Source organism: Rhizobacter terrae (assembly GCF_003852895.1).
Classification (GTDB): domain Bacteria; phylum Pseudomonadota; class Gammaproteobacteria; order Burkholderiales; family Burkholderiaceae_C; genus Albitalea; species Albitalea terrae.
Genome location: NZ_QUSW01000004.1, coordinates 233,889 through 255,225 on the forward strand (window position 1 = coordinate 233,889; position 21,337 = coordinate 255,225).

17 protein-coding genes and 1 tRNA gene are annotated in these 21,337 nt (G+C 65.2%); 7 read left to right on the forward strand and 11 right to left on the reverse strand.

Going from position 1 to position 21,337, the window contains the following annotated elements:
• Positions 1 to 23 precede the first annotated feature (23 nt).
• The 3 genes from DZC73_RS15940 to DZC73_RS15950 form a co-directional block, all read right to left on the reverse strand.
• A tRNA-Leu gene (locus DZC73_RS15940) sits at positions 24 to 110 on the reverse strand.
• A gap of 88 nt (positions 111 to 198) precedes the next feature.
• The gene (locus DZC73_RS15945; RefSeq protein ID WP_124541339.1) at positions 199 to 3,384 is read right to left on the reverse strand and encodes an efflux RND transporter permease subunit; all 3,186 of its coding nucleotides are present in this window, start codon (positions 3,382 to 3,384) and stop codon (positions 199 to 201) included.
• Between the two features lie 11 nt (positions 3,385 to 3,395).
• Positions 3,396 to 4,544, reverse strand: coding sequence for an efflux RND transporter periplasmic adaptor subunit (locus DZC73_RS15950; protein ID WP_124541340.1), 1,149 nt, complete (start codon positions 4,542 to 4,544; stop codon positions 3,396 to 3,398).
• Here DZC73_RS15950 and DZC73_RS30470 point away from each other — a divergent pair.
• The 4 genes from DZC73_RS30470 to hpnE all read left to right on the forward strand — a co-directional run bounded on the left by DZC73_RS30470 (position 4,543) and on the right by hpnE (position 7,773).
• On the forward strand, positions 4,543 to 4,674 hold the full coding sequence (locus tag DZC73_RS30470; RefSeq protein ID WP_268879045.1) for a hypothetical protein: 132 nt from the start codon (positions 4,543 to 4,545) through the stop codon (positions 4,672 to 4,674). The two genes, DZC73_RS15950 and DZC73_RS30470, sit on opposite strands and share 2 nt — an antisense overlap.
• Before the next feature lie 83 nt (positions 4,675 to 4,757).
• On the forward strand, positions 4,758 to 5,621 hold the full coding sequence (gene hpnC, locus DZC73_RS15955) for a squalene synthase HpnC (RefSeq protein ID WP_124541341.1): 864 nt from the start codon (positions 4,758 to 4,760) through the stop codon (positions 5,619 to 5,621).
• The gene (gene hpnD, locus DZC73_RS15960; RefSeq protein ID WP_124541342.1) at positions 5,618 to 6,466 is read left to right on the forward strand and encodes a presqualene diphosphate synthase HpnD; all 849 of its coding nucleotides are present in this window, start codon (positions 5,618 to 5,620) and stop codon (positions 6,464 to 6,466) included. Before hpnC ends, hpnD begins: the two co-directional genes overlap by 4 nt.
• Positions 6,466 to 7,773, forward strand: coding sequence for a hydroxysqualene dehydroxylase HpnE (gene hpnE / locus DZC73_RS15965; protein WP_235835156.1), 1,308 nt, complete (start codon positions 6,466 to 6,468; stop codon positions 7,771 to 7,773). Before hpnD ends, hpnE begins: the two co-directional genes overlap by 1 nt.
• On the opposite strand, the gene DZC73_RS15970 is transcribed toward hpnE, so the two are convergent.
• Positions 7,733 to 8,716, reverse strand: a complete 984-nt coding sequence (locus DZC73_RS15970; protein WP_235835157.1) for a TIGR03790 family protein — start codon at positions 8,714 to 8,716, stop codon at positions 7,733 to 7,735. The two genes, hpnE and DZC73_RS15970, sit on opposite strands and share 41 nt — an antisense overlap.
• A 113-nt stretch (positions 8,717 to 8,829) precedes the next feature.
• Between DZC73_RS15970 and DZC73_RS15975 the strand changes: the two genes are divergently transcribed.
• Positions 8,830 to 9,618: an IclR family transcriptional regulator gene (locus tag DZC73_RS15975; RefSeq protein WP_124541344.1), complete on the forward strand. Its 789-nt coding sequence runs from the start codon at positions 8,830 to 8,832 to the stop codon at positions 9,616 to 9,618.
• Positions 9,619 to 9,683: 65 nt separating this feature from the next.
• On the opposite strand, the gene pbpG is transcribed toward DZC73_RS15975, so the two are convergent.
• The 4 genes from pbpG to pssA all read right to left on the reverse strand — a co-directional run bounded on the left by pbpG (position 9,684) and on the right by pssA (position 15,098).
• A complete protein-coding gene (pbpG, locus tag DZC73_RS15980) occupies positions 9,684 to 10,658 on the reverse strand; it encodes a D-alanyl-D-alanine endopeptidase (RefSeq protein WP_407924113.1) in 975 nt (324 codons plus the stop codon).
• Between the two features lie 135 nt (positions 10,659 to 10,793).
• Complete coding sequence (locus tag DZC73_RS15985; protein WP_124541345.1) at positions 10,794 to 12,335, reverse strand: 2-isopropylmalate synthase; 1,542 nt, start codon at positions 12,333 to 12,335, stop codon at positions 10,794 to 10,796.
• 34 nt (positions 12,336 to 12,369) lie between these two features.
• Positions 12,370 to 14,061 carry a 2-isopropylmalate synthase gene (gene leuA, locus DZC73_RS15990; protein WP_124541346.1) on the reverse strand — a complete coding sequence of 564 codons (1,692 nt, stop codon included), beginning with the start codon at positions 14,059 to 14,061 and terminating at the stop codon, positions 12,370 to 12,372.
• Between the two features lie 203 nt (positions 14,062 to 14,264).
• Positions 14,265 to 15,098 (reverse strand): CDP-diacylglycerol--serine O-phosphatidyltransferase, encoded by an 834-nt coding sequence (pssA, locus tag DZC73_RS15995; RefSeq protein WP_124541347.1) that lies wholly within the window; start codon positions 15,096 to 15,098, stop codon positions 14,265 to 14,267.
• 222 nt (positions 15,099 to 15,320) lie between these two features.
• Between pssA and DZC73_RS16000 the strand changes: the two genes are divergently transcribed.
• Entirely contained in the window at positions 15,321 to 16,124 is an 804-nt protein-coding gene (locus DZC73_RS16000) for a sensor histidine kinase (protein ID WP_124541348.1), read from the forward strand.
• Positions 16,121 to 17,701: a methyl-accepting chemotaxis protein gene (locus DZC73_RS16005; protein ID WP_124541349.1), complete on the forward strand. Its 1,581-nt coding sequence runs from the start codon at positions 16,121 to 16,123 to the stop codon at positions 17,699 to 17,701. The genes DZC73_RS16000 and DZC73_RS16005 overlap by 4 nt, the downstream gene beginning before the upstream one ends.
• Positions 17,702 to 17,767: 66 nt before the next feature.
• Here DZC73_RS16005 and ilvC read toward each other — a convergent pair whose 3' ends face one another.
• The 3 genes from ilvC to DZC73_RS16020 all read right to left on the reverse strand — a co-directional run bounded on the left by ilvC (position 17,768) and on the right by DZC73_RS16020 (position 21,253).
• Positions 17,768 to 18,784, reverse strand: a complete 1,017-nt coding sequence (ilvC, locus tag DZC73_RS16010) for a ketol-acid reductoisomerase (protein WP_124541350.1) — start codon at positions 18,782 to 18,784, stop codon at positions 17,768 to 17,770.
• 39 nt (positions 18,785 to 18,823) lie between these two features.
• Positions 18,824 to 19,315, reverse strand: coding sequence for an acetolactate synthase small subunit (gene ilvN / locus DZC73_RS16015; protein ID WP_124541351.1), 492 nt, complete (start codon positions 19,313 to 19,315; stop codon positions 18,824 to 18,826).
• Positions 19,316 to 19,477: 162 nt separating this feature from the next.
• Positions 19,478 to 21,253, reverse strand: coding sequence for an acetolactate synthase 3 catalytic subunit (locus DZC73_RS16020; protein ID WP_124541352.1), 1,776 nt, complete (start codon positions 21,251 to 21,253; stop codon positions 19,478 to 19,480).
• Positions 21,254 to 21,337 lie beyond the last annotated feature (84 nt).

A 21,337-nucleotide genomic window follows, 5' to 3' on the forward strand; every position in this document is an offset into this window, starting at 1 on the left:
AATGGGCTTTCAAGATATCGTTGTGGTGCGCGGGGCGGGACTCGAACCCGCACACCATTGCTGGCGTCAGGACCTAAACCTGGTGCGTCTACCAATTTCGCCACCCGCGCTGGGCCTGCTACTTACAGAGGTCTCACAAGACGAGAAAGGGAGCCGAGGCTCCCTTTCTTTTCAAGGCGATCCGGTAAACCGCGTATTTTAGCCCGGAGCCAGCGCCTTGTTGCGGTGTTCGGCCAAGGACTTCTCCTGATCGGCCGGTTTCACACGGAACCAGGCTGCGTACATGGCCGGCAAGGCCAGCAGCGTCAGCACCGTGGCAACGATCAGGCCGCCCATGATGGCCACGGCCATCGGGCCCCAGAACACGCTGCGAGACAGTGGAATCATGGCCAGCACCGCCGCCGCAGCCGTCAGGATGATCGGCCGGAACCGGCGCACCGCGGACTCCACGATCGCCTCCCAGGTTGGGACACCACGCTCCCGGTCGTGCTCGATCTGGTCGATCAGGATCACCGAGTTGCGCATGATCATGCCCATCAGCGCGATCACGCCCAGAAGCGCCACGAAGCCGAACGGACGGTTCAGGATCAGCAGCGCTGCCGCCACGCCGGCGATGCCCATGGGGCCGGTGAGGAACACCAGCACCGCGCGGCTGAAGCTGTGCAGTTGCAGCATGAGCAGCGTGAACATGATGAACAGCATCAGCGGCGCACCCACGGCGATCGAGCCCTGCCCCTTGCTGCTTTCCTCCACCGCACCAGCCACGTCGATGTGGTAGCCCGGCAGCATCTTCTCGCGGATGGGCTTGAACAGCGGATCGAGCTGGGCCGTCACCGTCGCGCCCTGCAGTCCTTCGACGATGTCGCCCTGAACGGTCGCGGCATAGTCGCGGCCCTCGCGCCACAGCACGCCCGGCTCCCACACGAAGTTCGCCTTGGCGATCTGCGACAGCGGAATGCTGCGGCCAATGGCGGTAGGCACGTAGGCGCTGGCCAGGTCCGTGATGGCGTTGCGCTCGTCCAGCGGCTGGCGCAGCACGATGTCGATCAGGCGGTCGCCGTCGCGGTACTGGCCGATGGTCGAGCCGCTGTTGATGGTGCGCGCCGCCTGGGCAATGGCCTGGCTGCTCACGCCCAGCGCGCGGGCCTTGTCCTGGTCCACGTCCAGGCGCAGCGTCTTGACCGACTCGTTCCAGTTGTCGTTCACGCCACGCATGTTCGGGTTCTCGCGCATGATGGCCTTCACCTCGTCGGCATAGGCGCGAACCTTTGCCGGATCAGGGCCGACCACGCGGAACTGCACGGGGTACGGCACCGGCGGCCCGTTGGGCAGCAGCTTGGCCCGGCCACGGATCTCGGGGAACTCCGAGGCCAGCAGTTCCGGCAGCATCTTGCGCAGCTTCTCGCGCTCCACGTGACTCTTGGGCAGCACCACCAGCTGGCTCACGTTGCTCTGCGGGAAGATCTGGTCCAGCACCAGCGCGAAGCGCGGCAGGCCGCTGCCCACCCAGGTGGTCACGTGGTCCACGCCCTCGATCTTGGCGATGCGGGCCTCCACGCGCTTGGTGACTTCCTCATTGGCCGCGAAGGACGTGCCTTCGGGGAACCACAGGTCCACCAGCACTTCAGGCCGGCTCGAATCCGGGAAGAACTGGTTCTGCACCTTGCCCATGCCGACGAAGCCCAGCAGCAGTGTGCCGATGGTCAGGCCGATGGTGATCCAGCGGTGCTGCACGCACCAGTTCACCGTGCGGCGAAAGCGCGCATAGAACGGCGTGTCGAAGAGCTCGTGCGGCTGGTCGCCATCGGCATGCGGCTTGGTCTTGAGCAGCAGCGTGCCGAGGTAGGGCACGAAGTACACCGACACCAGCCAGGAAATGAGCAGCGCAGCCGCCGTCACCGCGAAGATCGCGAAGGTGTATTCACCCACCGCTGACTTCGCCATGCCGATGGGCAGGAAGCCCACTGCCGTGATCAGCGTGCCGGTCAGCATCGGCATCGCGGTCGCTTCGTATGCGAAGGTGGCGGCGCGGACCTTGTCGTAGCCTTCCTCCAGCTTGCGCACCATCATCTCGACCGCAATGATCGCGTCGTCCACCAGCAGGCCCAGCGCGATGATGAGCGAGCCCAGCGAAATCTTGTGCAGGCCCACGCCCCAGTAGAACATCGTGACGAAGGTGATGGCCAGCACCAGCGGAATGGTGATGCCCACCACCAGGCCGGGCCGCCAGTCGATGTGGAACTTCGGCTTGAAGTGCAGGCCCAGGCTGATGAAGCTCACGCCCAGCACGATCACCACCGCCTCGATCAGCGTACCGACGAATTCGTTCACCGACTTCGCCACCACCGACGACTGGTTCTGGAACTGCTGCATCTCGATGCCCACCGGCAGGTCTGCGCGGATCTGCTCGGTCGTCACCTTGAGCGCCTTGCCCAGCTCGATGATGTCGCCGCCCTTGGCCATGGAAATGCCCAGCGCGATGACTTCCTTGCCGCGGTCGCGCACCTTGACCTGCGGCGGGTCCACGTAGGCGCGCTTGACGGTGGCGATGTCGCCCAGGCGGAAGCTGCTGCCGTTGGCGCGGATGGCGAACGCACGCAACTGCTCGATGTTGTTGAACTGCCCGCCAACGCGCACCTGCAGGAAGTCGGTGGGCGAATCGATCACACCGGCGGACTCCACCGCGTTCTGGGCACCCAGCTGCGCGATGACGGCGTTGAAGTCCAGCCCCAGCTGGGCCAGCTTCTTCTGCGAGATCTCGATGAAGATCTTCTCGTCCTGTGCGCCAAAGATCTCGACCTTGTTGACGTCCTTGACCTTCAGCAGGCGCTGGCGCACCTGGTCGGCCTGCTCCTTGAGTTCCTCATAGGTGAAGCCATCGCTGGACAGCGCATAGATCGAGCCGTACACATCACCGAACTCGTCGTTGAAGAACGGGCCGACCACACCACCGGGCAGCGTGCCGCGGATGTCGCCGATCTTCTTGCGCACCGTGTACCAGATCTGCGACATCTCCTTGGGCGGCGACGAGTCCTTCACCTGGAAGATGATGAACGTCTCGCCCGGCTTGGAGTAGCTGCGGATCTTGTCGGAATACGGGACTTCCTGGAGCGTCTTCTCGATCTTGTCGGTGACCTGGTCGGCCATCTGCTGCGCGGTGGCGCCAGGCCAGTAGGCGCGCACGACCATCGCACGGAAGGTGAAGGGCGGGTCCTCGTCCTGGCCGAGCTGGAAGTAGGCGGCCATGCCCAGCACCATCAGCACCACCAGCAGGTAGCGCGTGAGGGCCGGATGATCCAGCGCCCACTTGGAGATGTTGAAGCTCTTCTTGCTGCTGGCGGGCGAGGCCGCGCCGGCGTGGAGATCGTCTGTAGTGGTGCTCACGCTGGCCTCGCTCACTTGACGGAAACAGCGGTGGCGTTGGCAGCGGCCGCGGCGGACGACTTGGCGGCGGCCACGGCCGGATCGGCGTAGAACTTCACCTTCTGGCCCGGATTGAGCACGTGCACACCGGCGGTCACGACGATCTGGCCCGCCTTGAGGCCACCGGCGATGACAGCCTCATTGCCGTCCGCGCCAGCCACCTGCACCTTCTGCGGCGACACGGTCATGCTGGACTTGTCGACCACCCACACGATGGTCTGGCCCTGCTCTTCCTTCAGCGCCGACAGCGGCAGCTTGTTCACGCCCACGGTCTTGGGCATTTCCACCAGCATGGTCGCCGTCTGGCCCAGACGCACGGCCTTGGAGGCCTCTCCATCCAGGTCGGCCTTGACGGTGAAGGTGCGCGTCACCGTGTCGGCGGCGGCGCCGACTTCACGGATGGAAGCGGCCAGCGTCTCGTTGCTGCCCCACATGCGCACCTTGAATCGGCCCGGCTGGGCGGCCAGGGCCTTCACGAGGTTGACCTTGTCTTCGGGCACGGAGAACACCACGTCGCGCGGGCCGTCCTGGGCCAGACGCACCACTGGCGCGCCGGCAGCCACCACGGTGCCGGGCTCGGCGTCCACGCCGGTGATCACGCCGTTGGCATCGGCCACGAGGGTGGAATAGGCGGTCTGGTTGCCCTGCACGCTGGCCTGGGCCTTGGCCTGTTCGAGTTGTGCCTGCGCTGCCTTCAAGGTGGTATCGCGGCGCTCCAGGTCAGCCGAGCTGATGAAGCCCTGGTCGCGCAAATCCTTGTAGCGCTTGTAGTCGGCGGCGCTCTGGTCGTAGTTGGCCTGGGCGGCGGACAGCGCGGCGCGAGCGGCGTCCTGGCCCAGGCGCAGGTCCTGCGGATCCAGCTGGGCGAGCACCTGGCCGGCCTTGACGGTAGCGCCGGCATCGACCATGCGGCGGATCAACTTGCCGCCGACGCGAAAGCCCAGCCGGGACTCGGTCCGGGCGCGCACTTCGGCGGCGTATTCGTAAGTACCGCCGGCGGAGTCGGTGGACACGACCATCGTGCGCACGGCGCGGATGGGTTCGGGCGCGGGTTCGGTCTTGGAGCAGGCGGCCAGCACGACGGCGGCGGCCAGGGTGGAAAGCGAGACGAGATGACGCATGGCTATCCTCGGCAATGCAGAAAAACGCGGAATGGACAACAGCGCGGTGAGCTGTGGCTGGCGGTCTGAACTGCTGGACGGCGCGAGCGGTGGGCTGCAACTGACTGACCGGTCAGTAATGTATTCGTGAGAACCCGCAGTGTCAATTCCGTTCGGCGGCTTTGTCGTGAACAAAGTAGTCATCAAAAGTAGCTGCCGATCTTCGCGACGACAATGCACGCCGTGAGCGTCGACCACTACGAAAACTTCCCTGTTGCCTCCGTCCTGTGCCCGCCCCGGCTGCGCCCCGCGGTGGCGGCCATCTACTGGTTCGCGCGGACGGCGGACGACATCGCCGACGAAGGAGATGCCTCGCCGGCCGAACGGCTGGCGGCGCTCGCACAGTATCGGGCGGCGCTGGAATCCACGGTAGCCGGGCAGGCGGTGACGGGCCCGTGGCAAGGGGTTTTCGGGCCGCTGGCCGAAGCCATGAAAGTCCATCACCTGCCGCCGGCGCTGCTTCGCGACCTGCTCAGCGCCTTCGAGCAGGACGTGGTCAAGCACGACTACGCCGACCGCGCCGAGTTGCTCGACTATTGCCGCCGATCGGCCAACCCGGTCGGACGCCTGCTGCTGCACCTGTATGGCGTGGATGACGACCCGGCCCGCCGACAGTCGGACGCCATCTGCACGGCGCTGCAGCTCATCAACTTCTGGCAGGACCTGGGCGTGGACACCGCCCGTGGCCGCCTGTATCCGCCGATGGTTGACGTGGCCCGTCATGGCGTGACCGCGCAGGCCCTGCTGGAGCGGCAGGACACCGCCGCCACCCGCGCGCTCGTCGCCGACCTCGTACGCTGGAGCCGTGAGCTCATGCTCAGCGGCGCCCCGTTGGCCCATCGTGTCCCCGGCCGTGCCGGCTGGGAATTGCGGCTTGTCGTGCAGGGCGGGCTGCGCATCCTCGACAGGATCGAAGGCATGGACTTTGCGAGCATCGCGAAGCGCCCCACACTGCGCTGGTTCGACGTCCCCCTCCTCTTCTGGCGGGCGCTGTGCATGCGCCCCGCCGCCGTTCCCATGGCCAGCAAAGCCACATGACTCCAGAACAATACGTGCAAGAGAAGGCCGCCAAGAGCGGCTCGAGCTTCTACTACGCCTTCCTCTTCCTGCCGCCGCCGCAGCGCGCCGCCATCACCGCCTTCTATGCCTTCTGCCGCGAGGTGGACGACGTGGTCGACGAGGTGAGCGACCCCGGCGTGGCCGCCACCAAATTGGCGTGGTGGAACAAGGAGGTCGCCTCCAGCTTCGCGGGCCAGCCCAGCCACCCGGCGATGAAGGCGCTGATGCCCCACGTGAAGGACTACGGCATCGAGGCTTCGCACCTGCATGCCGTGATCGAAGGCTGCCGCATGGACCTGGAGCAGTCTCGCTACCTGGACTTCGCCGGCCTGAGGCGGTACTGCCACCTCGTGGCGGGCGAAGTCGGCGAGGTGGCGGCCAACGTGTTCGGCCGCACCAGCGACAAGACCGTCGAGTACGCGCATCGCCTGGGCCTGGCGATGCAGCTCACCAACATCATTCGCGACGTGGGCGACGACGCTCGTCGAGGGCGCATCTACCTCCCGGTGTCGGAGCTGCAGCAGTTCGACGTGAAGGCGCACGAGATCCTCAACCGCCAGGCACCCTTCGGCTACAGCGAGCGCTTCACCGCGCTCATGAAGTTCCAGGCCGAGCGCGCCCACCGCTTCTACGACGAGGCCTTCGCCCTGCTGCCCGACGCGGACCGCGCCACGCAAAAGCCCGGGCTGATGATGGCCAACATCTACCGCACCTTGCTGCGCGAGATCGAGTCCGACAACTTCCAGGTGCTGCACCAGCGCACCTCGCTCACGCCGCTGCGCAAACTCTGGATCGCCATGAAGACGAACTGGAGAGGGCGCTAGTGCCGGCGCTGCAAGTCGCCGTGGTCGGCGGCGGCTGGGCGGGGCTGGCGGCGGCGTTGGAGGCCACCTCGCTGGGCGCGCAGGTCAACCTCTTCGAGATGGCCCCGCAGCTCGGAGGCCGCGCACGCAGCGTGCAGACCGATGGGCTGGTACTGGACAACGGCCAGCACATCATGATCGGCGCCTACGTCGAGACGCTGCGCATCATGCGCATGGTGGGCGTGGACCTCAAGCAGGCGTTCCTGCGCACGCCGCTGCGACTGCTGGATGCGTCAGGCGATGGCCTGGTGCTGCCGGGCGGTCATCCGATGCTTGCATTCGCACGTGGCGTGCTGGGCCGGCGAGGCTGGACGCTGCGGGAGCGCCTGGCCCTCCTCCAAGCTGCCACCGGCTGGATGCTGCGCGGATTCAGCTGCCCCGACGGCATGACCGTCGGTGAGCTGGTGCGCAGCCTGCCGGCCGCGGTGCAGGACGGCCTGATCGATCCGCTGTGCGTGGCGGCCCTGAACACGCCATCCCGCTCAGCAAGCGCCAAGGTCTTTCTCCGCGTGATCCGCGACGCGCTGTTCAGCGGTCAAGGGTCGGCGGACCTGCTGCTGCCGCGCCTGCGGCTGGGGGATTTGCTGCCGTCACCTGCACTGGATTGGCTGATGCGTTCAGGCGCGACGGTCCAGGTGGGGCGACGCGTCGAGCGCATCGAACGCAGCGGCACATGGCAGGTGGATGGACGCGCCTTCGATGCCGTGATCCTTGCCTGCTCCGCTGCCGAGGCATCGCGCCTGGCTGCACCGACCAATGAGGCCTGGGCTGCGCAAGCCGGCGCCCTGGGCTACGAGCCCATCGTCACGGTCTACATGCGATGTGATGGCACGGTGCTGCCCGAGCCGATGCTGGTTCTGCCCTCCGACGAAGAGACCCGGCCCGCACAGTTCGTGTTCGACCATGGGCAACTGGGCGGCAGCCCCGGCCTGCTCGCCTTCGTCATCAGCGGTGCCGCGCCATGGCTCGAACGCGGCACCGATGCCACCCGCGACGCCACACTGGCGCAGGCGAAGGAGTTGCTGCACCGGCATCTGAAGGCGCCTCCGGTCCACATCCGCAACCTCACGGAAAAGCGGGCCACCTTCCGCTGCGTGCCGGAGTTGGATCGACCAGCAGGCCACATCGCTCCCGGGCTCATCGCCGCCGGCGACTACATCGCCGGCCCCTACCCCGCCACCATCGAAGGCGCGGTGCGCAGCGCCATCGCCGCAGCGCGGCAGGCCGTCAGCGCCGAGCGAATGGCGCCGCCAGCGGCTCCCCAATGAACAGCCCCTGCTGCGGCCACGCGACGCTGCGCCAATAGGCCTCGATGGCCGTGCTGCCCATCAGGTAGCTGGACAGCAGCACCTTCGGATGCGGAAACTTCTGCTGGAACGCGCAGGGCTCCGACACCGTGCCATAGCTTGCCGTGGCGCCCGAGGCGATCCAGTCGAGGATGCTCATCTGGCCGCTCTTGCCGTCGAGCTGGCCGCCGAAGGACGTGAGGTGATCGGCCAGGGCGCCCGGCACCCATTTCAAGGTATCGAGCTTGTCCACCTGGATGGCGCCCGTCTCGTACAGCACGAGGTGCTCCACGCCTTCGATGGCCTGGGTGCGCTCTGTGCGGACCACCACGCCCGATCCCTGGATCGGCCCTGAAGGCGGGAACAGCGGCGCCCGCGAATTCCGGTCACGGTCCTTGGTAACGACGAAGTAGGCATTGGTCGATGGCGCGCCCCGCCTGAGCAGGCTGCGGTCGGACACGACACCGCGTTCGATCAAGGCCTTGGCGCCTGCCACGTCCGTCGCGGCCAGCAGCATGGACAGGCGCATGCCAAAGCTCGAATAGGGCTTGAGGCTGCGTGAGTCGAAATACGACGACGGCTTGGTGGTGAAGCAGGTGCGCGTCTGCTCGCAAGGCGTCGGGTCGTATCCCATGGTCACGGCCGCGGTGATGGAGTTGCAGGCGACGGCATAGGGCATCTTCCACGCGAGCGCCAGGGCCTGCGTGCCGCCGTTGAAGCGAGCGTCGATCTCCGTCTTGAGGTGTTCGAATTCTTCCGGCGTGAGGCTGGCCTTCACCGGAAACTCCACTCGAAGCACTTGCTCGGGCGTGAGCTTGCGCGCCTGGATGTAGAACTCGCCCACTTCGACCGAGTATGGGTCGGCGGTGTTGATGACCAGCCCGATGTCGCGGCTGGTCAGCGCGTTCGCGCCTGGGCTTGCCACGCCCACCCCGACGAGCAGGCAGAAGCGGAAAAAGATTGTGAAAAATCCATCCCAGGATGCAGTCGATCTTTTCGCCATGCAAAATTTCGGTTTTTTGGGGGAGAATCGGCGCCATGAAAACCACCGAATCCAAGGCCCCGACGATACAGGTGCTGGAGCGCATGTTTTCGCTTCTGGATGTATTGGCCTCGTACCAGGACCCGGTGTCGCTCAAGACCATCAGCGAGCAGACCGGCCTGCACCCGTCCACTGCCCACCGCATCCTCAACGACCTGGCCCTGGGCCGCTACGTCGATCGCCCTGAAGCCGGCAGCTACCGGCTGGGCATGCGGCTGCTGGAGCTGGGCAACCTGGTGAAGGCACGGCTGGACGTCCGCGACGCCGCGCTGGGTCCGATGCGCGAACTGCACAAGCTCACCCACCAGCCGGTGAATCTGTCGATGCGCCAGGGTGACGAGATCGTCTACATCGAGCGTACCTACAGCGAACGCTCGGGCATGCAGGTGGTCCGTGCCATCGGCGGACGCGCTCCGCTGCACCTCACCTCGGTGGGCAAGCTCTTCCTGGCCCACGACGACCCGCAGCGCGTACGTGCCTACGCGACGCGCACGGGGCTGGCGGGCCACACGCGCAACAGCATCACCAGCCTGCCGACGCTGGAACGGGCCTTGTCCAAGGTGCTGCACGACGGCACCGCCCGGGACGACGAGGAACTGGAGCTGGGCGTGCGCTGCATGGCCGCGGGCATCCTCGATGACCAGGGCAAGCTGGTGGCGGGGCTGTCCATCTCCGCGCCGGCGGACCGGCTGGAAGAGGCATGGCTGGAGCGATTGAAGGCGACGGCCGCGCAAATCTCCGCAGCCCTGGGACACCGACCTTCTGCTGCAGCTGCCGGCACCTGAGTCCCGCCACCGGAAAGCAAGAAGCCCGGCGGTTGCCGGGCTTCTTGCCTTGAGATTGCGTCAGATCAGGACGTGACCTTGGGCGCTGCGACACGGGCCGTCGGGTTGCTCTCGTTGATCCACTTGCGCACCCGCTCCGCATCGCCAATACGAGAACGCGAGCCGGCGGAATCAAGGAACACCATGATCAGCTTGCGGCCTGCCATCTGCGCCTGCATGACCAGGCAACGCCCGGCTTCAGTGATGTAGCCCGTCTTCTGCAGCCCGATGTCCCAGCTCGGGTTGCGCACCAGCATGTTCGTGTTGCGGAATTGCATGGGGCGGTTGTTGACCGCGACCTGGTACTCCGGCGACGTCGACAGCTCGCGGATGATCTGGTGCTGGTGCGCGGCCTTCACCAGCGTGGCGAGGTCACGCGCGCTCGACTGGTTCTTGCTCGACAGGCCGGTCGGCTCGACGTAGCTCGTGTCGGCCATGCCCAGCGCCTGTGCCTTGGCGTTCATCGCAGTCACGAAGGCATTCAGACCACCGGGGTAGCTGCGGCCCAGCGCATGCGCTGCGCGGTTTTCGGAAGACATCAGCGCCAGGTGCAGCATCTCGCCGCGCGTGAGCTGCGTGCCGACCTTCAGGCGCGAGCGGCTGTGCTTCTCGGTGTCCACATCGTCTTGCGTGACGGTGAGCACCTCGTCCAGCGGCTGCTTGGCTTCGGTCACGATGACCGCGGTCATCAGCTTGGTGAGGGACGCAATGGGCAGAACCGCTTCGGGGTTCTTGCTGAAGAGGACTTCGTCGGTGTCCTGGTCAAGGACCAGGGCGACACCGGACTTCAGATTGAGTTCATCCTGCGTGGCGTGCAGGCCGGCCATCTGGCCGTAGGACGGGTGAGCCGGCTCGACCTCGACCGCCGCACGCTGCTTGACGCTCTTGGAGGCGCGCGCAGAGGTGACCGCCTTTTTCTTGGCGGCCAGCGCTTCAGACGGTGCAGTCAGGCACAGGGTGACCGACAAGGCCACCACAGCTACCGACGCGAGTTTTGACAAGTACAACACGTGAACCTCTGCTCACACGGTGGCGCCAGTGTAGGCGAAAGGAAAACCACGCGCAAGATCAATAACTTACGTCACCCTTCTCAAGCTGAGCTTGAGTGCAGTCAGATTTGTGACAAGTGTCACAAATCAGCCCTGGGCGGCCACGCGTTCGGTCTTGCTGTGCAGCTTGTTCAACGCCGACAGGTACGCCTTGGCCGACGCCACGACGATGTCCGGATCGGCACCGACGCCGTTGACGACCCGGCCCCCGTGTTGCAGCCGAACCGTCACTTCGCCTTGTGATTCTGTGCTGCCGGAGGTGATCGCATTGACCGAATAGAGCAGCATTTCGGCGCCACTTTGCACTCTGGATTCGATGGCCCGAAGGCTCGCATCCACCGGCCCGTTGCCGTCGCTCTCGGCGTGCATCTCCTGTTCGCCGGCAGAGAAGGCCACCTTCGCGTGAGGACGCTCTCCCATCTCCGAATGCTGCGACAGCGCCAGCAGCCGGTAGTGCTCCTGCTCGTGGGTGACGGCCTCGTCCATCACGAGCGCGAGGATGTCCTCATCGAAGATGTCGCTCTTGCGGTCGGCCAGCTCCTTGAACTTCGCGAAGGCCGCGTTGATCTCGGCTTCCGAATCCAGCTCGATGCCCAGCTCCTGCAGGCGCTGCTTGAAGGCATTGCGGCCCGACAGCTTGCCCAGCACGATCTTGTTGGCCGTCCAGCCCACGTCTTCGGCACGCATGATCTCGTAGGTGTCGCGCGCCTTGAGCACGCCGTCCTGGTGGATGCCCGAGGCATGCGCGAAGGCATTGGCACCCACCACCGCCTTGTTGGGCTGCACCACGAAGCCGGTCGTCTGCGAGACGAGGCGCGAGGCCGGCACGATCTGCGACGGATCGACGCCGATCTCCAGCCCGAAGTAGTCGCGGCGCGTCTTCACCGCCATCACCACTTCCTCCAGCGAGCAATTGCCCGCGCGCTCGCCCAGGCCGTTGATGGTGCATTCGATCTGTCGCGCCCCGCCGATCTTCACGCCGGCCAGCGAGTTGGCCACGGCCATGCCCAGGTCGTTGTGGCAGTGCACCGACCAGACGGCCTTGTCCGCGTTGGGAATACGCTCGCGCAGGTGGCGGATGAAGTTGCCATACAGCTCGGGAATCGCGTAGCCAACGGTGTCCGGGATGTTGATGGTGGTCGCGCCCTCGGCGATCACCGCTTCCAGCACCCTGCACAGGAAGTCCGGGTCGGAGCGGTAGCCGTCCTCGGGCGAAAACTCGATGTCGTCAGTGAGGTTGCGAGCAAATCGCACCGACAACTTCGCCTGCTCGAACACCTGGTCGGGCGTCATGCGCAGCTTCTTTTCCATGTGCAGCGCACTGGTGGCGATGAAGGTGTGGATGCGCGAGCGGGCCGCGCCCTTCAAGGCTTCGGCGGCGCGCGAGATGTCGCGGTCGTTGGCCCGCGCCAGCGAGCACACCGTGGATTCCTTGATGTGATCGGCGATCGCTTTCACCGCCTCGAAATCACCATTGCTCGACGCGGCAAAACCCGCTTCGATCACGTCCACGCGCAGGCGCTCGAGCTGCCGCGCGATGCGCAACTTCTCGTCCTTGGTCATCGAGGCGCCCGGGGACTGCTCGCCGTCGCGCAGGGTGGTGTCGAAAATGATCAGCTTGTCGCTCATGGTGATTCCTCAGCGTTTTTCTCTCAGCGCGATCTTAGGCCAGCGCGACGGGCTCGAAGCGCAGCGATCCACGATGCGTGGCGCGTTGCAGGCCGGAAACGATGGCCTTGAGCGATGCCGACACGATGTTCGAGTCGATGCCCACGCCGAACAACGTGAGCGAATCGCCGATGCGCAGCTCCAGGTAGGCCACGGCCTTCGCATCCGCGCCGCTGCCGATGGCATGCTCGTGGTAGTCGAGCACCCGCACGGGCGAGCCGCCCATGTGGCGATTGATGCCGGTGACGAAGGCATCGATGGGTCCCGATCCCGTGGCATCCACGCTGAACTGCCGCCCGCCCACACGCACCACCGCCGACATGCGAATCGCCTCCCCCGCCATGCTGGTGTGCGACACGCCCGCCTTGGCATGTTCGCCCAGGCCGTACTCCCGCTGGAAGATGTCCCAGATCTCGCTGGCCGACTGCTCCTTGCCGCTGTCGTCCATCACGGCCTGCACGACCTGGCTGAACTCGATCTGCAGGCGGCGCGGCAACTCGATGCCGTACTCGGCTTCAAGAAGGTAGGCGATGCCGCCCTTGCCAGACTGGCTGTTCACGCGGATCACCGCGTCGTAGCTGCGGCCGAGGTCCTTCGGGTCGATGGGCAGGTAGGGCACTTCCCAGATGTCGTCATCCTTGCGGGCCGCGAAGGCCTTCTTGATCGCGTCCTGGTGCGAGCCGGAGAACGAGGTGTAGACGAGGTCGCCCGCATAGGCATGGCGCGGATGCACGGGCAACTGGTTGCAGTGCTCGACGCAGCGGCGCACTTCGTCGATGTCGGAGAAGTCCAGCTCAGGCGACACGCCTTGCGTGTAGAGATTCAGCGCGATGTTGACGAGGTCCACGTTGCCCGTGCGCTCGCCGTTGCCGAAGAGACAGCCTTCGATGCGCTCGGCACCGGCCATCAAGGCCAGCTCGCCCGCCGCGGTGCCGGTGCCCCGGTCGTTGTGCGGATGGACCGACAGGATCACGCTGTCGCGGCGCGCCATGTTCCGATGCATCCACTCGATCATGTCCGCGAAGACATTCGGAGTCGAATGCTCGATGGTCGTCGGCAGGTTGATGATGCACTTGTGCTCCGGCGTGGGTTGCCATACCTCGGTGACGGCATCGACCACCCGCTTGGAAAACTCCAACTCCGTTCCCGAGAAAGTCTCGGGCGAGTATTCGAACACCCAGTCGGTCTCGGGCTGCTTGGCAGCGAGTGCCTTGATGAGCTGCGCATGCGTGGTGGCCAGCTTCACGATGCCATCCTCATCGGTGCCCAGAACGACGCGCCGCATCACCGGCGCCGTGGCGTTGTAGACGTGGACCACCGCACGACGCGCGCCCTTCAGGGATTCGAAGGTGCGGTAGATGAGCTCCGAGCGAGCCTGCGTGAGGACCTGGATGGTCACGTCCTGCGGCACGAGGTCTTCCTCGATCAGCTTGCGGATGAAGTCGAAATCCGTCTGCGAAGCCGACGGAAAACCAACCTCGATTTCCTTGAAGCCGATGCGCACCAGCATCTCGAACATGCGCAGCTTGCGCGCGGCATCCATGGGCTCGATCAGCGCCTGGTTGCCGTCGCGAAGGTCCACGCTGCACCACAGCGGCGCGCGGGTCAGCTGGGCATCGGGCCAGGTCCGGTCCGCGAGCGCGACCGGCTTGAATGCTCGGTACTTGGTGTTCGGTTGCTTCAACATGGTTGCATCCCTCAGTGGAGTAGGTGTGGCAACCAGCAGGATGAAATGACGCAAGGAAAAGCAAAACGGCCCGCTGCTGGTTGCATACGGGCCGTTGAGACGAAAACGTGCAGACGTGAACGATCAGCGAACCCGTTGGTCTCCTAGTAGTAGCAGCGTGGTCGCGTGGCGGAACGTCATAGCGGAGCAATATAGCACGCCTTTCAGCGATGCAATCCTTGCTCGTCGGGTTCGTCGGTGGATGTCGCGATCACGCTCACCGGCTTGCCCTTCATGCGTTTGTACGCATAGACCACGTAGCCCGACAGGCCGTAGATCAGGAACAGGCTGAACAGCACGATGGGCGGGTGGATGGTGATGACCGCGAACGCCAGCGCGATCGCCACGATCACGATGAAGGGCACGGTGCGCTTGAAGCTCACGTCCTTGAAGCTGTAGAACGGCACGTTGGTCACCATCGTGAGTCCGGCATACAGCGTCACGCCGAAAGCCACCCACGACAGCCATTCAATCTTCGACACGCCCTTGAAGCCGGCATCGTCCATCACCCAGATGAAGCCGATGAGCACCGCTGCCGCTGCGGGACTGGGCAGCCCCTGGAAGAAGCGCTTGTCCACCACCGCGATGTTGGTGTTGAAGCGCGCCAGCCTCAGCGCAGCGCCGGAGCAGTAGACGAAGGCGGCGATCCAGCCCAGCTTGCCCAGGCCCTTCAAGGCCCACTCATAGACGATGAGCGCGGGCGCTGCGCCGAAGCTCACCATGTCCGACAGGCTGTCCATCTGCTCGCCGAACGCGCTTTGCGTGTTGGTCATGCGCGCGACGCGACCGTCCAGGCTGTCGAGCACGGCGGCGATGAAGATGCCATACGCGGCCTGCTCGAACTGCCCGTTCATCGCCATGACGATGGCGTAGAAGCCACCGAACAAGGCCGCCAGCGTGAAGAGGTTCGGAAGGATGTAGATGCCCTTGCGGCGCGGACGAACCAGCAGCGGCGTGGGCTCCCGCGATGGGGCTTGGGCGTCGGGACTGTCGCTCATGAGCCGTGCGGGTGGGGGATGGATTTCATGGGCCGGGAGGATACATCAGCGCCCTTCCCGGCCGTTGTCACGCTCGCATGGCGCTGTTGGGCAGATTGCACGACAAAGGAAGCCACACGCATCTCATCAGGGTTTCAACCTATGACAAAACGAATTCAAAGGAACTAAAACGAAAGAAAAGGAAACGCGGGGAGCGACCAGCCAACGGCTTCGGAGGTTCAGATGAGCGACGCATGGGTTTTGTCGGATGAGGCACAGCGGTGTCCGGCAGGCCGACTTCCGCGTTACTGCACAGGGTCGGCGCACACGGCGGATCTGCACGCCACGGTGCAGCGCCTGCGCAGTTTCAATCGCAGCGTGTCCCACGATCTGCGAGGTCCCTTGGGCGCCATGGGCGGCGCGGCGCGCCTGGCCATCGACGCCATCTCCCGCAGCGACACGTCGCGCGCCTTGCGCCTGCTGACGGCCACAGCCCGGCAGGCCGACATGCTGGCCGGACTGGTCAACGACCTGCTGGCGATGGCCGAAGCCGACGAGTTCAGTGAAGCGGACGTCCCGCTGGACCTCGCCGCCCACGAGGCCCTGGCCCAACTCGCCATGTCAGCGCCGGACGGCCGCGCCCCTGTGGCCTGCGTGCGCATCGGCCCCATGCCCGTGGCACTGGCATCCGCGGGCCTGATTCGTCAGGTTTTCGTCAATTTGATCGGCAACGCGCTCAAGTTTTCCAGTCGAGCTGCCGATCCTTGCGTCGAGGTGGATGCGACCGCAGGGGATGACGGGATTCATGTCGTCGTGAAAGACAACGGCGTGGGCTTTGACGCCTCTGCCGCGGCCACTCTCTTCCAGCCATTTCATCGATTGCACGGCAACGACTTTCCCGGTTCCGGCGTGGGCCTGAGCCTGGTCAAGCGGATCGTCGAGCGGCATGGGGGCCGGGTCTGGGCGCAAAGCCTTCCCGGCCAGGGCGCAAGTTTTCACTTCACGATCCGGGCCGCACGACAGAGCCCGGAAGGAGACAACGAATGAACTGGTTCAGGCAAATGACGGTGGGGCGCCGGCTCGCCCTGGCGTTTTCCGTGTGCACCGCGCTGCTGGTCATCAACGCCGGCGCGGCATGGTGGGTCATGTCCTCGCTCAAGCGCGGCGTGGATGTGATCGTGGCGGAGAACAACCGCAAGAGCGACCTCGCCTGGCACATGCGCTCCCACCTGGAGGAGATCGCCCGCGCCGTGCGCAACGTGATCGTCACGCGCGACACTGCCGTGCAGGCCAAGCAGAAGGAAACACAGCAAGCCGCTCGCACTCGCTTCGACGAGACCTATTCCGCCCTCTCGCCACTGCTGGTCGACGACGAAGAGAAGAAGCTGTACGCCACCATCGGCCAGTTGCGCGGCGTCGTGCTGCCGTTGCTCGATGAGTCCATGGACCAAGCCCTGCGCGGCATGAAGGAAGTCGCCAGCGAAACGCTGATCGACAAGGTGCAGACGCCGCAGACGCAATGGATCGACGCCATGCAGGCGCTGATCGACCTGCAGGCCAAGCGCACGCAGGACCGCGTGGCGACGATGTCACGCGACCATGCGGCCGCAGTGAGCGGGTTGGCATTGAGCGCGGTCGTCGCGCTGCTGTTGAGCGTGGGCTTGGGTGTCGCCCTCACCCGCTCGCTGTTGAAGCAGCTGGGCGGTGAGCCGCGCTACGCGGCGGATGTGGCGCGCCGCATCGCTTCGGGCGACCTCGGCGAGACGATCAACCTGCGCAAGAACGACAGCGACAGCGTGCTGGCTGCGATGCGCAGCATGCAGGGCGCCTTGCGCATGACAGTGTCCGACATCCAGAACTCTGCCGACGCCGTGGCCACGGCCAGCGCCGAGATTGCCCAAGGCAACTTCGACCTGAGCTCGCGCACCGAGCAGCAGGCGGGCAGCCTGCAGCGCACGAGCAGCGCGATGACGCAGCTGACGGAGACCGTGCGGCACAACACCTCGTCCGCTCGCCAGGCGAGCGACCTGGCGACCTCCGCATCGCAGGCTGCCGGACGCGGAAGCGATGCGGTGGGCCAGGTCGTGCAATGCATGTCCGAGATCCAGTCGTCCAGCCAGCGCATCACGGAGATCATCTCGGTGATCGATGGCATCGCGTTCCAGACGAACATCCTCGCGCTGAATGCAGCAGTGGAAGCCGCCCGCGCCGGCGAGCAGGGCCGCGGCTTCGCGGTGGTGGCCGGTGAAGTGCGCTCGCTGGCTCAGCGAAGCGCGGAAGCAGCCAAGGAAATCAAGGCACTCATCTCCGACAGCGTCGAGCGCGTGGACGGCGGCAGCCGCCTCGTGCAACAGGCTGGCGACACCATGACCGACATCGTGGAGCGGGTGCAGCAGGTCTCGACGCTGATCGGCGAGATCACCAACGCATCGGTGGAACAGGAGGCGGGAATCGGTGACGTCACCACCTCCGTGCATGACCTGGACTCCTCGACGCAGCAAAACGCGGCGCTGGTCGAGCAGAACTCCGCCGCCGCGAGCAGCCTGAAGTCGCAGGCGCAAAAGCTCAAGGAAACGGTCTCCCGGTTCCATCTGGAAGCCGGGATGGAAGCAGCGTCCGCATGACGGCGCTGTGGCGCTTTCCAAGAAAAAGGCCGCTCTCGAGCGGCCTTTTCACATCGGGCGACCCGATCAGTTGCGGCTCTTGTCGACCAGCTTGTTCGCCTTGATCCAGGGCATCATCGCGCGCAGCTTCTCGCCCACTTGCTCGATCTGGTGCTCGGCCGTCAGGCGGCGGCGAGACAGCAGCGTCGGGGCACCCGCACGGTTTTCCAGAATGAAGCTCTTGGCGTATTCGCCGGTCTGGATGTCCTTGAGGCACTGGCGCATCGCGTTCTTGGTGTCCTCGGTCACCACGCGCGGGCCGGTGACGTACTCACCGTACTCGGCGTTGTTGGAGATCGAGTAGTTCATGTTGGCGATGCCGCCTTCGTAGATCAGATCCACGATGAGCTTGAGCTCGTGCAGGCACTCGAAGTAGGCCATCTCGGGCGCGTAGCCGGCTTCCACCAGCGTCTCGAAACCCGCCTTGATCAGCTCGACGGTGCCGCCGCACAGCACGGCCTGCTCGCCGAAGAGGTCGGTCTCGGTCTCTTCGCGGAAGTTGGTCTCGATGATGCCGGCCTTGCCGCCGCCGTTGGCCGCGGCGTAGCTCAGCGCCAGGTCGCGCGCCTTGCCGGTCTTGTCGGCATGCACGGCGATCAGGTGGGGCACACCGCCGCCTTGGGTGTAGGTGTTGCGCACGGTGTGGCCGGGGGCCTTGGGAGCGACCATCCACACGTCGAGGTCGTCACGCGGCACGACCTGGCCGTAATGCACGTTGAAGCCGTGCGCGAAGGCCAGCGACGCGCCTTGCTTGATGTTCGGCTCGACGTCGTTCGTGTAGACCTGGGCGATCTGCTCGTCGGGCAGCAGGATCATGACCACGTCGGCGCTCTTCACCGCATCGGCCACTTCGGCCACCTTCAGGCCAGCCTTCTCGACCTTGGGCCAGGAAGCGCCGCCCTTGCGCAGGCCAACCACCACCTTCACGCCGCTGTCGTTCAGGTTCTGGGCGTGCGCATGGCCTTGCGAGCCGTAGCCGATGATCGCGACGGTCTTGCCCTTGATCAGGCTCAGGTCCGCATCCTTGTCGTAGTAAACCTTCATTGCTTTCTCCTTCGTCTCTTTCAGTTGCGGGCCAGGTGATCAAACGCGCAGGATGCGCTCGCCGCGACCGATCCCGCTGGTGCCGGTGCGCACGGTTTCGAGGATGGCGGCGCGGTCGATGGCTTCCAGGAAGGCATCGAGCTTGCCAGCGTCGCCGGTCAATTCAATGGTGTAGCTCTTCTCGGTCACGTCGATGATGCGCCCGCGGAAGATGTCCGCCATGCGCTTCATCTCCTCGCGTTCCTTGCCGACGGCACGGACCTTGATGAGCATGAGCTCGCGCTCGGTGAATGCCCCTTCCGTGAGGTCGACGACCTTCACGACTTCGATGAGGCGGTTCAAGTGCTTGGTGATCTGCTCGATGACGTCATCGGACCCGGTGGTCACGATGGTCATGCGAGACAGCGAGGAGTCCTCGGTGGGCGCCACCGTCAGGCTCTCGATGTTGTAGCCGCGGGCGGAGAACAAGGCCACCACGCGCGACAGCGCGCCGGGCTCGTTCTCGAGCAGCAAAGCGATGATGTGTTTCATGGTCTTGAAGCGCGCTCTTCAGACCGGCGGCGGTAACCGACGGCCCTTGGCCACGCTGTGGCGATGATTGAAGAAAGGTCAAAACGCCGAAGCTGATTCGCAGGCTCGGACGGCTCCTGGGCCGGCGCGGTAACGCCAGGCCCCTCGCCGCCCTCGCAGGCGTCACAGGTCTTCGGACCCCAGCAGCATCTCCGAGATGCCCTTCCCGGCCTGCACCATCGGCCAGACGTTCTCCGTCGGGTCGGTGCGCACGTCGAGAAACACGGTGCGATCCTTGAGCTTGATGGCTTCGCGCAACGCGCCTTCCACATCACCGGGCTTCTCCACCAGCAGGCCGACGTGGCCATAGGCCTCGGCCAGCTTCACGAAGTCAGGCAGCGCGTCCATGTAGCTGTGGGAGTAGCGGCCGCCGTAGTCCAGCTGCTGCCACTGCCGCACCATGCCCAGGTAGCGGTTGTTGAGCGAGACGATCTTGACCGGCGTCTTGTACTGCAGGCAGGTGGACAGCTCCTGGATGCACATCTGGATGCTGCCTTCGCCGGTGATGCAGAAGACGTCGGAATCGGGCTTGGCCAGCTTGATGCCCATGGCATAGGGCAGGCCCACGCCCATCGTGCCCAGGCCACCGGAGTTGATCCAGCGGCGCGGCTCGTTGAAGGGGTAGTACTGCGCCGCCCACATCTGGTGCTGGCCCACGTCGGACGTGATGTAGGTGTCGCGGTTCTTGGTGAGCTCCCAGAGTTTTTCCACCACGTACTGCGGCTTGATCACGTCGTTGCTGCCCTTGTAGCGCAGGCATTCGCGCTTGCGCCACTCGTTGATCTGGCCCCACCACTGCGACAGCACCTGCACGTCGGGCCGCGCCTGCGACTCCTTGATCTGGGCGATCAGCTCCTGCAGCACGTCCTTCACGTCGCCGACGATCGGAATGTCGACCTTCACGCGCTTGGAGATGGACGACGGGTCGATGTCGATGTGGACGATCTTGCGCTCGACCGAGGCGAAGTGCTTGGGGTTGCCGATCACGCGGTCATCGAAGCGCGCACCGACCGCCAGCAGGACGTCGCAGTTCTGCATCGTCATGTTGGCTTCGTAGGTGCCGTGCATGCCCAGCATGCCCAGGAACTTCGGATCGCTGGCAGGGAAGGCGCCCAGGCCCATCAGTGTGTTGGTGCAGGGCACGCCCAGCAGATCGACCAGCTCGCGCAGTTCGGCCGCGGCATTGCCCAGGATGACCCCACCACCGGTGTAGATGTACGGCCGCTTGGCGGCCAGCAACAGCTGCACGGCCTTGCGGATTTGCCCACCATGGCCCTTGCGCACCGGGTTGTACGAGCGCATTTCCACCGATTGCGGATAGTGGAAAGGCGCCGTCTTGAGGGACACGTCCTTCGGGATGTCGACCACCACCGGGCCAGGACGGCCGGTGCGGGCGATGTGGAAGGCCTTCTTGAGCGTCGTCGCCAGGTCGCGCACGTCCTTCACGAGGAAATTGTGCTTGACGATCGGACGGGTGATGCCCACGGTGTCGCATTCCTGGAAGGCGTCCAGGCCGATCGCCGGCGTGGGAACCTGCCCGGTGATGATCACCATGGGGATGGAATCCATGTAGGCTGTGGCGATGCCGGTGACGGCATTGGTGACGCCAGGCCCCGACGTGACGAGCGCGACGCCCACGTTGCCGGTCGCCCGGGCGTAGCCGTCAGCCGCGTGGACGGCCGCCTGTTCGTGGCGGACGAGCACGTGCTCGATGCTGTCTTGCTTGTACAGCGCGTCGTAGATGTAGAGAACCGCGCCGCCGGGGTAGCCCCAGAGGTACTTCACGCCTTCGGCCTGAAGACAGCGAACGAGGATTTCTGAGCCGTTCGGCTCGGGAGATTGAGAGGGGTGCGGTTGTGCCGAAGCGGCACGCTTGACTTCCGCGGCAGACATGTCCATGTTGAACCTTTGGGTTGATCTCTGACGAAAAACCATCGGTGCACCTTTCCTCGCTCTCGTGAAGCGGGTGTGGTACCTGCGCGA